The following is a 14,862-nucleotide window of genomic DNA, read 5'->3' as shown; positions in this document are numbered from 1 at the left end:
GAATCTTTACAACCCATGCTTCACTAGTAAAATATTATTTTATGACTCTAAACAATTGACTAAAGAACTTACCGAAGTTCGATGTATAGTAAATGAAAAACCTAATTATATTGCTATAGATCCTTACAGAACTAGAAATGATGAAAATTTAGTAGATAATGTGGTAGAGTTTTAATTTTAGTTAAAGTATTTATAAAAAAACTCAAATGTTAATTATACGGCAATCATATTTTTACATTTGAGTTTAAACTTTTACCAAATGACTAAACATATTACGCTATTACTCACTTTATTTTGTACCCTTTATTCATTTTCTCAAACACAAGAAGACAAAGTTTCCATAGGAACTAATTATACTATTAAATCAACTATTTTAAATCAGGATAGAGAGGTTCAGGTTTATTTACCCGATAGTTATACTACTTCAAAAGAAGAATATCCTGTTTTGTATATTTTAGACGGTCAGTGGTTTTTTACCAATGGTGTTGCTATTCAAAAATCACTGAGAGTACCTAAAGCGATTCCAGAAATGATTGTTGTAGGAATAAGAAATGAAAATCCTTTGAGAAGAACTCTTTTTAATGGAGAAAAGAAAAAATTCACCTCTTTTTTAAAAGATGAAGTAATAAAATTTATAGATTCTAACTTTAGAACTACAAATGAGCGAATTATCTACGGTTGGGAGGCTGCATCATATTATGTAAGCGAACTCATTTTAGAAGAAAACGATTTATTTCAAGGAGCAATTATAACAGATGGAGGTTATGCTTCTGAAAAACTTGTTAAAAATTTTAAATCAAATAAGGATGTGTATTTATATTTAACAAACTCAAAAAAGGATATATACAATCTTGAATCTACAGAAGAGTTTAATAGGATATTAAAAAAATACAATCCTGAAAATTTACTTTGGAAATATGAGTTATTTAATGATGAGGTACATGAAACATTGCCACATTTAGCCATGTATAAAGGCATTATGTATTATTATCATAACTATAACTCGTTGGTGTTTGAAAGTATTGAAGCCTATGAAAGAGCAGGAGGAATTCCTTATCTAGAATCTTATTTTAAAGACAGAGCTAGACGTTTTGGAGGAATTGAAGAAATAGACAGTAAAACAAAATATGCATTGATATGGTTGGCGTGGAAACATGATAATTTTAAATATTTTAGTTTTTTTATGGAGAAGTTTGAAGATATTTTTGAAATAGATATATATAAAAAAGCACACTGGCAAAACAGGTTAGGGCAGTTTTATTTAAAACATAAAGATTACAAAAACGCTATTAAATTTTTTGAAAGAGGCATAAAAGATTATCCAAATTCTAAATTTGATAAGATGATGAAAGAAGGTTTACATGAAGCAAAGAGTAAATTGTAAGTGATTCATATAGAAATTTAAAATGCCTCATATTTGAGGCATTTTTTTGTTTTAAGCATTTAAAAAATCTTTTAACTCTTGATACGAGCTAATTTGTATAGCTTCTTTTTGTTTGTCTATTACAGATGCTATTTGCGAAGGGATTTCAACAGTTACATTTAAAACCTCTTCAACAACATCTAAAAATTTTACTGGATGTGCAGTTTCTAAGAAAATTCCAAACTCGTTTTGTAATCCGTACTTTTTCATGCCTAAATATCCAACTGCTCCATGCGGATCAGCAATATAATTAGAGTTCTCATAGATGTTTTTCATAGCGTCACGAGTTTCATCATCAGAAAAAGAAAAAGAAGAAAATGCAGCTTTTAAAAGCACTAAATCGTTATTGAATAATTCTTGAATTCTGATAAAGTTACTCGGGTTTCCAACATCCATCGCATTTGATATGGTTGCTTTAGATGGTTTAGGGTGGTATTCACCACTTGCTAAATAATTAGGAACAGTATCATTTACATTGGTCGAAGCTACAAAATGTTTGATAGGCAAACCTAGTTTTTGCGCCATAATTCCCGCGCAAATATTTCCAAAATTTCCACTAGGTACTGAAAAAACTACTTCTTCATGTTGTTTATAAACTTGTTTATAGGCAAAGAAAAAGTAAAACATTTGTGGTAACCAACGAGCAATATTTATGGAATTAGCTGAGGTTAAGGTACGATTGATATCTGCATCTAAAAAAGCAGTTTTTACCATGTCTTGGCAATCATCAAAAACACCGTCGACTTCTAAAGCAGTAATATTTTGTCCTAAGGTTGTTAATTGCTTTTCTTGAATATCGCTTACTTTTCCGCTAGGGTAGAGAATGACCACATCTACACCTTTCACTCCTAAAAAACCATTAGCAACAGCACCACCAGTATCACCAGAAGTAGCAACCAATACAGTAACTTGTTGGTCTTTATCACGATTAAAGTATCCCAAGCATCGAGCCATAAAACGAGCACCAACATCTTTAAAAGCCATGGTTGGTCCGTGAAATAATTCTAGCGTACCGATATTTTCTTCAATAGATACCACAGGAAACTCAAAATTGATGGTTTCTTTAATGATTTTTTGTAAAACGTCTTTCGGAATTTCATCAGCCACAAATTGCTTAATGGCTTCGTAAGCAATTTCTTCATTAGAATATTCACCAATATTATCAATAAATTCTTTTGATAGTGGCGTAACGTTTTCAGGAAAATACAATCCTCTATCTGGAGCTAATCCGTTTACTACAGCTTCTTCAAAGCTAACGTTTGGTGATCTATGATTGAGACTATAATAGTTCATAATTTCGTGTTTGTTTTTTTTCACTTCGACTACGCTCAGCGAACATTTAATATTAGTTAGTGTCTAAAATTTTAATTCCTTCTGTATTGATTTTAGAAAGAATCATATTAAAATCAATTTGTTTGTCTTGGTAAGTGTTTTGTATGGTTTTATAAACGCTTTCTGCGGTTTCATCTCCCTTACATAAGGTGAAAATAGTTGGACCCGAACCTGAGATTCCTGCTCCTAAAGCTCCTGCTTTAATTGCTTGTTGCTTCACTTCATCAAAATGAGGAATCAGGTGTTTACGAGCAGGTTCAACAATGATATCGGTTAATGAATCTGCGATTAATTGATAATCATTGGAGTGTAATCCACTAATTAAACCACCAACATTAGCCCATTGTGTAACCGCATCTTTTAAAGTAATTTCTTTTGGCAATACCGCTCTGGCATCTTTGGTTTTCACTTCAACTTGAGGGTGGATAGCCACCACTCTTAAATCAGCAGGTACAGGAATTTTTACAATACTTAAAGGTTCATAACTGCGCACCAACGTAAAACCACCATAAATAGCCGCAGAAACATTATCAGCTATTGGAGTTCCGCAAGTGGCTTCTTCTCCTAACATCGCAAATTGAGTTAATTCAAGAGGGGTGAAGCTATTTCCCAATAACTGATTTACACCAAACGCAGCTCCTGCAGCACTGGCAGCACTACTTCCTAAACCACTTCCCGGAGTATATCCTTTATGAATAGTGATATCAATTCCAAAATCAGCTGGATGTTTTTCTAACATAGCTAGCGCAACCACTCCCGCAGCATTTACTTTTGCATCTAAAGGTAAATCAGCCCCTGTGATTTGGGTAATTTTGATTCCTTTTGTAGCTGTTTTGGTAAAAGTCATGGTATCACCAACAGTTTCGAGTGCTAAACCTAAAGCATCAAATCCGCAGGAAACATTAGCAACAGTTGCAGGTGAAAATATTTTTAAATAGTTCATTTTTTTGCGATTAAAAACAAGTCGGTATCACCACCTTCTTGATATAGTTTGGTGTAATTTTCTAAAATTTTAAATCCTTGTGCTTCTAAAGCTTCAATCAAATATTTTGGTTCATGATAATGGATAAACATCGAGTTTTTTCCATCCGAACTAGCAGTGATACGAGAGTCTTTTTCGTAATCCCCAACCATAGTACTGATGTATAATAATCCGTTTGGATGTAACATCGTAGCAACATCCTTTATAAGTTTTAGAGCATCCTCTTTGGTAAGATACGGAAAACAAAATCCGAAGATAATAATATCAAAACCTTGTTGTAAACTAATAATCTCTCTACAATCTAGCACTTTAAAAGAAGCTTTCGGATTGTGCTGTTTAGCCAAAGCCACCATATTTTCAGCAGCATCCACTCCTAAAAAAGTAAGTGCAGGATTGTGCTGTAAAAGATACTTAGTAATCTTACCAAAACCACAAGCTACGTCTAAGACTCTTTTGTGAGTCGGTTTCATATGCTTTAAAAGAAGGTCATAACTATGATTGTACACGGTATCATTGGCAAATTTATCTTGATACGCCTGTGCTACATTGTTATAGACTTGTATGATATTTTGATAACGCTTTTCCATATACTATTGATTTCCAATTCGTATCACATCTGCAAAAATTCCTGAAGCAGTTACTTCAGCACCCGCACCAGCTCCTTTTATTTGTAGTGGATTTACAGGGTATCTATCTGTAAAAAACAATACGATGTTGTCGCTACCTTCTAAATTATAAAAAGGATGATCAAACGGAATGTGTTGTAAACCTACACTTGCTTTTCCATCATTGAATTCAGCGACATATTTTAAACGACAATTTTTGTCGGCAGCTTCTTTATATACTTGTTGAAATTGTGCCTCAAATTCAGTTAAAGAAGCATAAAAATCATCATTGTTGGCAGTTTCTAAACTTTTTTTAGGTAAAAATGCATTGTTTTCAATATCAGAAAGTTCCAAATCATAACCGCTTTCACGTGCAAGAATTAATATTTTTCTGGCTACATCCACACCACTCAAATCAATTTTAGGATCTGGTTCAGTATATCCTTGTTCTTGTGCTTGTTGTACCACATCGTGAAATGAAGTATTCTCATTAAAATTATTGAACACAAAGTTTAGAGAACCTGATAACACGGCTTGTATTTTATGTACTCGATCACCAGAAGCAATTAAGTTTTTAAGCGTATCAATAATAGGCAAACCAGCACCCACATTGGTTTCAAACAAAAATGGCACACTATACTTTCGTGAAATGTGCTTTAACTTTTTATAATTGTCTAGTTCAGAAGCACAGGCTATTTTATTACAAGTAACTACTCCAATATTATTGGCTAAATAGTGTTCGTATACCTCAGAAACTTTTTGATTAGCCGTATTGTCAATAAAAACCGAATTACGAAGGTTCAACGCTTTTGTTCTTTCAAAAAAGCGCTCTAAAGTACTTGCTTCTCCGTTTTGTAATTGTTCTTTCCACGATTTTAAGCTGATACCACCTTCATCAAAAACCATTTGTTTAGAATTGGAAATCCCTACAACACGTACATTCAGTTTCAACTGTTCTTTTAAGTATTTTTTCTGCTGATGGATTTGTGCTAAAAAGCGTTCACCGACATTTCCTACACCCGTAACAAACAAGTTTAATTGTTTTACTTTTTCCTCAAAAAACTGCTCGTGTAGGGTGTTTAATGCTTTTTTGGCATCTGAACTGTTAATAACAGCAGAAATGTTTTTTTCTGAAGCACCTTGAGCAATGGCACGAATATTCACGTTGTTTTTGCCTAAAGAACTGAACATTTGCCCGCTTAAGCCTTGGTGATTTCTCATTTTATCACCTACCAAAGCGATAATTGCTAAGCCTTGTTCTACAATAATCGGATCTATTTTATGACGTTCTATTTCAAAAGCAAAGGCTTCGTTAATTTTTAAGGCTGCTTTTTCAGCATCTTCATCATAAATACCCACACAAATAGAGTGTTCTGAAGAAGCTTGCGTAATTAATACCACATTGATGTTGTGTGTCGATAAAGTTTCGAACAAACGTTTAGAAATGCCAGAAACGCCTACCATGCCACTTCCTTCTAACGTTAATAGCGTAATATTTTCGATATGAGAAATTCCTTTTACAGGTTTTCCATTTTCGGTAATTTTTGAAATGAGTGTTCCTACATTTTCAGGTTCAAAGGTATTTTTTATTCGAATAGGAATTTCTTTTTCCAACACCGGTTGAATAGTAGGAGGGTAGATAACCTTTGCCCCAAAATGTGATAATTCCATGGCTTCTTGATACGAAATATGTGGAATAGGGAATGCCTGCTTTACCATATGCGGGTTCGCAGTGTACATACCACTAACATCTGTCCATATTTGTAATTCATCAGCATTGATAGCAGCGGCATATATAGCCGCAGAATAATCGGAACCTCCACGTCCTAAAGTAGTTGATTTTCCTTCTTTTGTTTTAGCTATAAAACCAGGTAACAAAGTTACTCGGTGTTTGTTATTGGCAAAATACTCCTTACAATTGGTGTTGGTTAGTTGAAAATCAACTTGTGCTTTATCAAAAGCGTTGGAAGTGATGATTAACTCTCTACTGTCTTTATATACCACATCTAGTTGCTTACTAGCTATGCTTGCAATGATGTATGAAGATAACAATTCACCAAAACCACTAATCGTAGCTAGCGTTTTGGGAGTAATTTCGTTTAGTAACAAACAACCTTCTAACAAGGTTTTTAATTGCTTAAAAAGGGATGCTATATAGGTTTTAACTTCTTCTTGCTGATTTTCAGGAATTAATTTTTCAATTACTTCAAAATGCAATTGCTCAACTTCTTGGTAGTTTTCAAGGTAATTAGCATCGTTTTGAGCAGCTTGTTCTGCCGATGCGATGAGTTTATTCGTTGTTTTTCCAAAAGCAGAAACCACCACAATAAGTGGACTGTTTACAGACGCATTGGCAATGATTTGTACTACTTTTTCTATGTTTTGAGGGTTGGCTACTGAAGAACCACCAAATTTTAAAACGTTCATTTTAAAAAGGATAATAAATTAAAAATAAGATTTTTTAAGCTATTTATCTGTTTTCAAGTCTTTTGAAAAAATAAATATATACGGAGATGATATGTATAGAAAATAACCCCTAAAGGGTTGTAGTAGTAATTGTAGTTGTAGTGCCAACAAAAGAAGCCGTAATACTTACAGCTAGAATAGAGATAATATGGCTTTTGTTGTTAAACATTGAGTCAAATGTATAAATTATGTTCTAAAAAACAAGAAAAGTTGTTCTTTTTTTGCGAAAACCTTTTTTGATAGTTTCTAAAATACAACTATATTGCTAAAAAATGAGAAGAATAAAATTGCTAAGAGTTTCTACAAATCTTTCCAAAAAGGAGTATACTGGTAAGTTTATTCTGTATGTAAACAAGTTGTAAATAATACCAATAAATGAATATTAAAGAAATAATTAAAATAAGTCTAACTAAAAGTTTGTTCTTTGTTTTGCTAACCACATTCATAACTAAGATTTTTTATCTGATATTTAATGTAGAGAAACAGGAAGACACAATAATAATTGATGCTATATTTAATAAAACATATTATATAATAATATTCGGGTTATTTTTGCTTTTAGCCTATAAAGATTACGAAAAAAACAAGAACACTTCTTTCTATGATTTTTTGATTGTAACCTTGTTTTATGTTTTAATGTCCTACATTTTCAGTTGGGTAATTGACTTTTCTTTTTATCATATTCATGAATTTGTAAATAACCCACAAAAGGAAAATAAAACTGGACTTTTGATTTTAACTGATTTTAGTCCCTATCACTTGAATAATTTTGATTTAGTACAGTATTTTATTAGCACACCTTATATTTCGATTATAGAATTCTTAAAAAGCGGCAATTTCTCATGGCTCCTAAATATTTTTTCTCCTCCTAGCTTTTTAATTGCTATCGTTATAATTTATTTCAAAAGTTTATACCTTCTTTTTGAAAAAGAAAATAGAATTAAGTCTTACGCTTTGATTCCAATTTTAAATAATATAACATTGTTAAGAATAACGAATAAGCCTATTTGGTGGATTGTACCTCTATTTATACCTTTTATTCGATTTTTTCCTAAATTTTTCATTAATCAAGTTCTCGCAAAAAAGTATAAAAAGAATAGCCCATTTGCCTTAGGAATGACTTTTCTTCCTTGGTTTTTTTATGGTAAAATAGTGTTAGGAAAAACTGATTAGAAAGTACTATTTACAACAATGCATAACCGAAATTACTAACGCCTATGCTAAACCGAAAAACAAAGTATATTTAAATCTATAACTGACGGTTATAAGAACCGTTAGTGGCCATTTTAACAAAATCAACGGATGAATACAGAAATAATCGAAAAAGCTAATTATTGGATTAATAGCAAACGAGAATTTGAAAAAGAAATGATTGTTTTAGAAGAAGGAATGGAAGAACACAAATATTGCTATTCTTTATTTTGGTGTATTAAATCTGAATTAGATTTAAGTTGGAGTGAAAGAACATCTTGGTATGGAATTGGTCGAATTTTGATTAGTAAAGATGGAAACATGGCAGAATTTGAAGGTTCAGCACCAACAGTAGATTGGATTCATCATTTTGAGAATAAATTACAAAGTCTTGAAAATTATTGGAATTTAGAAATTTCCTACTCAAAGGTTAATATTTCGAAACTAAAATCTATACTTAACCATTCTACACCTGAATTACTAAAAATGGTAAATAATGATGGAAAAATAATATTGTCTGAATTTAAAGCTTGGAACGACAATTATACTGAATTAGAGGAGATTGCTGAAGATTTGAAAGATATTGGAATTCATTGTAAATTAGAAGTAAAAACAAGAAAAAAAGCTGCCAGCAATGTATAACCACAATTACAGCGGATTCGACAGCGTGTGAATCTAACTCGGGATTGCTAAGGTTAGTTCTCAAACAAAAACAATAAAAGAAAGAATGTATGGTACCTTTAATGTTTGGAATTATAGCTCTAATATGGGCTGGAATTAATCTAAGAAAGTTCCTTTTATTTACTAATGGAATAAAAACAAAAGGAATAGTAATAAAAGCAATTTCTAAAGAACAGAGAGTAGGAAAGGGAAGAGAAATGATAGCAGAAATTACCTATAAATACATAATTGAAGGTCAGGAGTATGAGAATATAGAAATTAGTAATGAGAGCAGGCATACTTTTAAAACTCATACAATGGAAGGAGAACCTATATCATTAATGGTCTGGAGAAATAAACATGAAAAATCAACTTGTTTATCTGTAAAAAATTATAAAACAGCTTTAATTGCTTTTGTCCTAATGGGAATCATTTCGATATTGATAGGAATAGCTATATTTAAATAAATTACTATTGTATTGGTAACACTAGTTCTTTAACCTAAAAACTAGTAGTCTAAATTTGTAACTGTTTGTTATAATAGACCGTTGTGTGAATTTTAAAATCTAAAACATTGAAAATAAAGCAGAAAATAATTAGACTTTCGGATATTGATTCTTCTGATAATTTACAGATTCAAATTTGTAATAAGTTAAAATTAAAAGGTTGGCAATTTGACAAGCTAACAATTGAAGAAAAGATTTTAAAATGGACAAATCGGAATAAAGATAAAGTATTAATCATTGAGATATATCTAATCCCGATTTTAAAAAAGATCAAAGAAAGTCAATCAAGGAACATTTTGACTTCTAGAGCAAGTATTCCAGAAGGCTATGAAATGGGTAACCAACTCAATAGGTGGGTTCATAATGACCCAATAATTAGAACTCAAAAGCAAGTAGTTGAAAACGAAAAAAAGATTAAAATTAAATCTGAAAAGGAATATAGGAAAATTGAAAATATTTTAGATTCCATAAATAAAAAATGTCAGATTGAAGTAATAAAAAAAATGACTATCAACAATGTATAACAGCAATTACGGCGGATTCGACTGTATCTGAACACACTTGGAATTGCTAACGTCGGTTTCAAACCAAAAACAATAACTTTAAACCTGTAATTGAATGAATATTTCGAAATCATATTTAACAATACTTACTAATTTTATATTAGCGGTACTTGGTTCGTTTCTTGCATTTCAAACTGATATCCTCTTGTTTGTTCCGATGATTTTCGCTATTGGAATTCCAATAATTAATTTAGAAAAACCGATTGAACAAAAAATAGGTAAGACTTTAATAATTATTTTATTATCAACCTTAATCTTTTTTTTGTCAATAATTCTAGTAATTAGTTTTGAGTCAGATAAGTATATGTATCCGAGTTTGATTTATGGTTTAGCTGGAATTATGATTATCGGAATTAATGGCTTATTAGTCAAATCCATAAACCTTAATCTGAAAACTATTCTTTTGACTTTTTTATTGTCGAGTATTTCTTTCCCAATTTGGATATTAGGGATTGAGAATATTTCTTTTGTTAACCTGAAAAATATTCCATTCATTAGAGAATTTGGAGTAATGATTTTATGGATGACATTAACAACGATTGGAGTTGTTTGCGGAATAAAAAAACCAGTTGGCAAAAATGTATAACCGCAATTACGGTGGACTTGACTACGTCCAAATCTACTAGGAATTGCTAACGCCAGTGCTAAAACTAAAAGCAAACCGATAACTGACGGTTATACGAGACCGTTGTAAAACATTTACGAAATTTGAGTATGGAAGAAAAAACAACAAGAGGTTACAAAATTATAGAACCAGCAATTTATGAGGAATTGAATTGGAATATGGATTCTATTGTTTCGTGTCTTGAGATTATCCGAACGAAATTACCTGAATTGTTTACGGAATTTCCAAAAAGTATAAAATATGAAATCATACCTTTAGGAAACCCATTTGGAGAACCATATCCTGTAATCGGACTTTACTCGGACAATCTTGAAGATTTAAAGAAAATACCTGATTTTTTAGATCTTGACGAAGAAGTTGAAATCTGGCTGAACAAAATCGGAATTGAAACTATTAGAAAGGAATCTGAAAAAATAAAAGTTATGAGTTGGGAAACGCTGAAAAACATTAACACTTATTAAATTAAAAACATATGAACCTAAAAATTTTCATTGTTGTATTGCTGTTTTTTTTAAACTTAAAATCTCATTCACAAATTAATGAGACAAATAACATTGTGGGGAAAACTTTCTTGATTCAATCGAAAATACTCAATGATGAAAGAGAAGTTCAAGTTTTTTTGCCCGATAGTTATACCGAATCTAAGAAAGAGTATCCTGTCCTATACATTTTAGATGGGCAACGGTATTTTCTACATGGTGTTAGTCTCCATAAATCGTTTGTTGAATTTCGTCAGACTCCCGAGTTTATTATTGTTGGCATTTCTAAAAAGCAATCGGACAGAAATAGAAACTTTAGTTCCAATTCGAAAAAATATTTAGATTTCATTGAAAAAGAGGCCATAGGTTTTATTGAGCAAAGATTTCGTACGTCCAAAGAACGATTATTATTTGGATGGGCATATGGAGGAGGATTTGTCATTCAAGCTATGACTACTAATCCTGACCTATTTAAAGGTTACATTGCTGCAAGTCCATTTCCTTTGGATGAAAAAATAAACAAAGTAGATAGCCTATCCTCAAAAACTCCGAACTTTTACAAATTTTTATATTTTACCTCTGGCTCCAATGAAGGAGTAGTGAAGGATGGAACTGATAAATTGAATAAACTTCTGCTAAATAAAGCTCCGAAAACAATGAACTGGACTTTTAGAGAAATAGAAGGAGAAGAGCATAGGTCAACACCCTTTACAACACTTTATCACGGATTGAAGAAGTATTATCATTTTTATCCTGAACTACAATTTAGTAATCTTGAAGAATTCAACAAAGCTGGTGGTTTGGATTATGTGTATGACTATTATAAACAAAGAGCACAACAATTTGGATTTCCCCGTGAATTAACCAAATGGACAATGTTTACGCTAGTAAGGAATGCTATGCGAGCAAACGATTATAATCAGTTTGATACTTTTATGAATGAATTTGAAAAAACTAATTTTTTTGGTGAGCTAAGAATAAATAGAGCTTGCTCAATTGCTGAATTCTATCTAGAAAATAATCAATACGATAAAGCAATAAACCTTTTTACATTTTTATCAGAGAAACATCCAAATGCTGAAAGACCTTTAAAAGGGCTAGGAGATACTTATAAAGAAATGAGTGATGAAAATAAAGCTTCTTTATTCTATAAGAAAGTAAAAGAGTTATCTGATAAAAACTCCAACTAATAATTAACAAGTGCTGAACCATGCAACTACTCATAACCGAGACCGTTGACAGTAATGCAAAAAACAACACACCATAAACAAAAATGAATGAACTAAAAATATATTTGGAAACATTAGCCCCTTTTACAAAAAGAGAAATAGAAGTTTTCATTTCATTTTTTTCTGAAATTCAACTCAAAAAGAAGGATTATTTCGCCAAAGAAGGAGAATTTTCATCAAAATTAGCTTTTATTTCAAACGGAGTAATGCGCGCATTTTTTCGCAATAAATCGGGACACGAATACAATAAAACGTTCTTTACATCTTCAAATTTTGTAGCAGCGTATTCATCAATAACAACAAAGCAGAAAAATTTAATTAATATTCAATGCTTAACAGACTGTACACTATTCGTTGCTGATTTTAGACAACTTACTTCACTTTATAAAAATTATCCGAAATTTGAAAGCCTTGCTCGAATTATGGCAGAATACAAGTTTGCAATAAAAGAAAAAAGAGAAATTGAACTTGTAACGCTTGAAGCAACAGAACGCTACTCAATCTTCAAAAAAGAACACCCAGGTTTAGAAAACCTAATTAACCAATACCATATCGCTTCGTATTTAGGTATTACACCAACCCAATTAAGTCGTATTAGAGCCAAAAAGTAAAATCTTTACATATGTAAATGATTTCACTCTTTATTCTCGTGAATTTTGCTTTTAAATATCACGAGTATGAAACTATTAAATAACAAAATTCTTATTACAGATGCTACTTCTGGAATTGGTAGAGAATTGGCAGAGAGATTTTGCCAATTGGACAATCAAATAATAGCTGTAGGCAGAAATGAGATTAGATTAGAAGAACTTGTAAAATTAGACAAGCGTATTACCTCATTTAAATGCGATATTTCTTCACAATCAGAATTAGACCGACTTGTAGGTTTAACCATTGTTCCTAAAGCCAAATTAGCTGTCTATTGCGGAACAAAAGCAGCAATTCACATTTTCTCAAAATCATTACGATACCAATTAGATAAAATAAAAGTATTTGAAATAATACCAACTTTAGTAGCTATTGAAATGACGAAAGGAAAAGGCAAAGGAAAAATTTCACCTCAAAGATTGGTAGATGAGTTTATAAAAGCCTATAAAAATAATAGATATGAAGTAAATATTCATAAAGTAAAACTATTGAGAATCATAAACAGAATTAGTCCAAAAATAGCCTACAGAATAATGAAAGGCGTAACAGTTTAAAACATCACAAAATGAAAATTAGAAATTTAATAATAATATTAGTGCTTTTAACCAAAACGGTTTCTGCACAAAACAACAAAATACTATTCGTAATGAGTGCAGCAAATACGTTGCAATTAAATAAAGGAGAGAAACTTCGACAAACTGGTGTGTTTTTGAATGAATTTTATCTCGCATATAAATCGGTAACTGAAGCAGGATATACAGTAGATTTTGCAACACCAAATGGAATTGTATCAACAATAGATAAAGAAAGCATAAACGACAAGTATTGGAAAAACAACTTGAAAGTAAAAAATGAGGCTTTAATATTTACTAAAACAGATAGTCTATTTAATAGTCCAATAACACTTGAAAAAGCTATTGAAAAAAAATCTGATTATATAGGTTTGATAATTCCAGGTGGACAAGGCTTAATGATAGATTTGAAAGAAGACATTAATATCCCTATTCTATTAAAGTACTTTGCGAAGGAAAATAAACCAACAGGACTTATTTGTCACGCACCCAGTCTCATATTAACAATACCAAAAGATGAAAATCCATATATTGGTTTTAAAGTTAATTCAGTTTCGCCTTTTGAGGAGTTTGTAATTGAGCGTTTTATTATGAAAGGGAAACCCAAGAACAGAAAAATAGCCAAAAGATTAAGAAAATTAGGATTAAAATATAGAAGGAAACTGCCAAAGGCAAACTATGCTGTAAAAGACAGGAATTTAGTAACCAGTCAAAACCCGTTTTCAGGAACAGCTTTTAACAAACTTTATTTAGAAGCATTAACCGAATATTTGAAAGAGAATAAAAATATGAATTAGTACTCGAATAGAATTTGAAACGGAATAAAAGCAATAGAAAATACTACTGGCAACAATGTATAAAATAACAGCGACTTTGGTGCTTAATCGAAGTCGTTTTTTATATATAAAGTTAGTCTAAAACTGCATGGCTTGTGTATAAAATTCGCTACTATTCTTATACTAACTGTTAACTATAATTAAAAAAAAGTACTTTGAAAAAAGCACAAAAAACAAATATCTGGAAATTACTTTTTATTTTCACTCCTGTCATATTATTTGGAAACATTACAGAAATCTTAAAAGATAAAAATATAGCTTTCACCTTTGGTTTGACAATTATTGGCGTTGCATTAGGTTTTTTAGTTTATTATGTTGCATTAAGTTTTTTAGTTTATTTCTTAACAAAGAAAAAATCTTTGACTATTAAAATTATCTCTTTAAGTATTTTAATAATAATTCCTTTAAGATTATTATTTTTAATGTGGAAAATGAATTAGAAAAAGAATGGTTAAAGCAGACTATAAATACAATCGAATTTTTGTTACCAACTGAATTAAAATTAATCCATTCTGATATTCCAAAAAATCTTAAAGAATACTACAATAAACTTGAAATATATAATAACAGGAAAATGAACAAATCAATAATTCTTTATGACACAGAACTTAAAAATGAAAACATTGACTCATTAAAATCAACCATGTCCACATCGGGTAGAATGGAACTGATTTTGCCAAACACAAAAATAACCTATACAGTGGATGAGTTTGTGAACTTACATGCCGAATGGTTTAAAGACAGT

The 14,862-nt window shown here is 31.0% G+C and carries 16 protein-coding genes; 12 read left to right on the top strand and 4 right to left on the bottom strand.

Annotation, left to right across the window (positions count from 1 at the left end; translation table 11 throughout):
* Positions 1-259 precede the first annotated feature (259 nt).
* The gene (locus DFQ07_RS10505; protein WP_133536587.1) at positions 260-1,384 is read left to right on the top strand and encodes an alpha/beta hydrolase-fold protein; all 1,125 of its coding nucleotides are present in this window, start codon (positions 260-262) and stop codon (positions 1,382-1,384) included.
* Between the two features lie 51 nt (positions 1,385-1,435).
* Here DFQ07_RS10505 and thrC read toward each other — a convergent pair whose 3' ends face one another.
* The 4 genes from thrC to thrA are packed head-to-tail and all read right to left on the bottom strand — an operon-like array spanning position 1,436 to position 6,769.
* The gene (thrC, locus tag DFQ07_RS10500) at positions 1,436-2,716 is read right to left on the bottom strand and encodes a threonine synthase (RefSeq protein WP_133536585.1); all 1,281 of its coding nucleotides are present in this window, start codon (positions 2,714-2,716) and stop codon (positions 1,436-1,438) included.
* A 52-nt stretch (positions 2,717-2,768) separates the two neighbouring features.
* Positions 2,769-3,698: a homoserine kinase gene (locus DFQ07_RS10495; protein WP_133536583.1), complete on the bottom strand. Its 930-nt coding sequence runs from the start codon at positions 3,696-3,698 to the stop codon at positions 2,769-2,771.
* On the bottom strand, positions 3,695-4,324 hold the full coding sequence (locus DFQ07_RS10490; protein ID WP_133536581.1) for a class I SAM-dependent methyltransferase: 630 nt from the start codon (positions 4,322-4,324) through the stop codon (positions 3,695-3,697). The genes DFQ07_RS10495 and DFQ07_RS10490 overlap by 4 nt, the downstream gene beginning before the upstream one ends.
* 3 nt (positions 4,325-4,327) lie before the next feature.
* On the bottom strand, positions 4,328-6,769 hold the full coding sequence (gene thrA, locus DFQ07_RS10485; protein WP_133536579.1) for a bifunctional aspartate kinase/homoserine dehydrogenase I: 2,442 nt from the start codon (positions 6,767-6,769) through the stop codon (positions 4,328-4,330).
* A gap of 414 nt (positions 6,770-7,183) precedes the next feature.
* On the opposite strand from thrA, the gene DFQ07_RS10480 reads away from it, so the two are divergent.
* From DFQ07_RS10480 to DFQ07_RS10430, 11 genes are all read left to right on the top strand, one after another.
* Positions 7,184-7,981, top strand: a complete 798-nt coding sequence (locus DFQ07_RS10480) for a DUF5684 domain-containing protein (RefSeq protein ID WP_133536577.1) — start codon at positions 7,184-7,186, stop codon at positions 7,979-7,981.
* Positions 7,982-8,110: 129 nt separating this feature from the next.
* On the top strand, positions 8,111-8,641 hold the full coding sequence (locus DFQ07_RS10475) for a hypothetical protein (RefSeq protein WP_133536575.1): 531 nt from the start codon (positions 8,111-8,113) through the stop codon (positions 8,639-8,641).
* An 89-nt stretch (positions 8,642-8,730) separates the two neighbouring features.
* Entirely contained in the window at positions 8,731-9,126 is a 396-nt protein-coding gene (locus tag DFQ07_RS10470) for a hypothetical protein (protein WP_133536573.1), read from the top strand.
* Positions 9,127-9,233: 107 nt separating this feature from the next.
* Entirely contained in the window at positions 9,234-9,689 is a 456-nt protein-coding gene (locus DFQ07_RS10465; RefSeq protein WP_133536571.1) for a hypothetical protein, read from the top strand.
* A gap of 94 nt (positions 9,690-9,783) precedes the next feature.
* Positions 9,784-10,314: a hypothetical protein gene (locus DFQ07_RS10460; RefSeq protein ID WP_133536569.1), complete on the top strand. Its 531-nt coding sequence runs from the start codon at positions 9,784-9,786 to the stop codon at positions 10,312-10,314.
* A 128-nt stretch (positions 10,315-10,442) separates the two neighbouring features.
* Positions 10,443-10,814, top strand: a complete 372-nt coding sequence (locus DFQ07_RS10455; RefSeq protein ID WP_133536567.1) for a hypothetical protein — start codon at positions 10,443-10,445, stop codon at positions 10,812-10,814.
* 11 nt (positions 10,815-10,825) lie between these two features.
* A complete protein-coding gene (locus tag DFQ07_RS10450; RefSeq protein WP_133536565.1) occupies positions 10,826-12,022 on the top strand; it encodes an alpha/beta hydrolase-fold protein in 1,197 nt (398 codons plus the stop codon).
* Positions 12,023-12,105: 83 nt separating this feature from the next.
* A complete protein-coding gene (locus tag DFQ07_RS10445) occupies positions 12,106-12,672 on the top strand; it encodes a Crp/Fnr family transcriptional regulator (RefSeq protein ID WP_133536563.1) in 567 nt (188 codons plus the stop codon).
* Positions 12,673-12,738: 66 nt separating this feature from the next.
* Positions 12,739-13,263 (top strand): SDR family NAD(P)-dependent oxidoreductase, encoded by a 525-nt coding sequence (locus DFQ07_RS10440; RefSeq protein WP_133536561.1) that lies wholly within the window; start codon positions 12,739-12,741, stop codon positions 13,261-13,263.
* An 11-nt stretch (positions 13,264-13,274) separates the two neighbouring features.
* Positions 13,275-14,078, top strand: coding sequence for a DJ-1/PfpI family protein (locus DFQ07_RS10435; RefSeq protein WP_133536559.1), 804 nt, complete (start codon positions 13,275-13,277; stop codon positions 14,076-14,078).
* A 194-nt stretch (positions 14,079-14,272) separates the two neighbouring features.
* On the top strand, positions 14,273-14,557 hold the full coding sequence (locus DFQ07_RS10430) for a hypothetical protein (protein ID WP_133536557.1): 285 nt from the start codon (positions 14,273-14,275) through the stop codon (positions 14,555-14,557).
* The last annotated feature ends 305 nt before the right edge of the window (positions 14,558-14,862 follow it).

The organism is Tenacibaculum caenipelagi, assembly GCF_004363005.1.
Lineage (GTDB): Bacteria > Bacteroidota > Bacteroidia > Flavobacteriales > Flavobacteriaceae > Polaribacter > Polaribacter caenipelagi.
This window is presented reverse-complemented; position numbering and strand designations above follow the sequence as displayed.

Bases quoted from the DNA above. Each gene is read 5' to 3' on its own strand.
- DFQ07_RS10505 (WP_133536587.1), top strand. From the start codon at position 260: ATGACTAAACATATTACGCTATTACTCACTTTATTTTGTACCCTTTAT.
- thrC (WP_133536585.1), bottom strand. From the start codon at position 2,716: ATGAACTATTATAGTCTCAATCATAGATCACCAAACGTTAGCTTTGAA.
- DFQ07_RS10495 (WP_133536583.1), bottom strand. From the start codon at position 3,698: ATGAACTATTTAAAAATATTTTCACCTGCAACTGTTGCTAATGTTTCC.
- DFQ07_RS10490 (WP_133536581.1), bottom strand. From the start codon at position 4,324: ATGGAAAAGCGTTATCAAAATATCATACAAGTCTATAACAATGTAGCA.
- thrA (WP_133536579.1), bottom strand. From the start codon at position 6,769: ATGAACGTTTTAAAATTTGGTGGTTCTTCAGTAGCCAACCCTCAAAAC.
- DFQ07_RS10480 (WP_133536577.1), top strand. From the start codon at position 7,184: ATGAATATTAAAGAAATAATTAAAATAAGTCTAACTAAAAGTTTGTTC.
- DFQ07_RS10475 (WP_133536575.1), top strand. From the start codon at position 8,111: ATGAATACAGAAATAATCGAAAAAGCTAATTATTGGATTAATAGCAAA.
- DFQ07_RS10470 (WP_133536573.1), top strand. From the start codon at position 8,731: ATGGTACCTTTAATGTTTGGAATTATAGCTCTAATATGGGCTGGAATT.
- DFQ07_RS10460 (WP_133536569.1), top strand. From the start codon at position 9,784: ATGAATATTTCGAAATCATATTTAACAATACTTACTAATTTTATATTA.
- DFQ07_RS10455 (WP_133536567.1), top strand. From the start codon at position 10,443: ATGGAAGAAAAAACAACAAGAGGTTACAAAATTATAGAACCAGCAATT.
- DFQ07_RS10450 (WP_133536565.1), top strand. From the start codon at position 10,826: ATGAACCTAAAAATTTTCATTGTTGTATTGCTGTTTTTTTTAAACTTA.
- DFQ07_RS10445 (WP_133536563.1), top strand. From the start codon at position 12,106: ATGAATGAACTAAAAATATATTTGGAAACATTAGCCCCTTTTACAAAA.
- DFQ07_RS10440 (WP_133536561.1), top strand. From the start codon at position 12,739: ATGAAACTATTAAATAACAAAATTCTTATTACAGATGCTACTTCTGGA.
- DFQ07_RS10435 (WP_133536559.1), top strand. From the start codon at position 13,275: ATGAAAATTAGAAATTTAATAATAATATTAGTGCTTTTAACCAAAACG.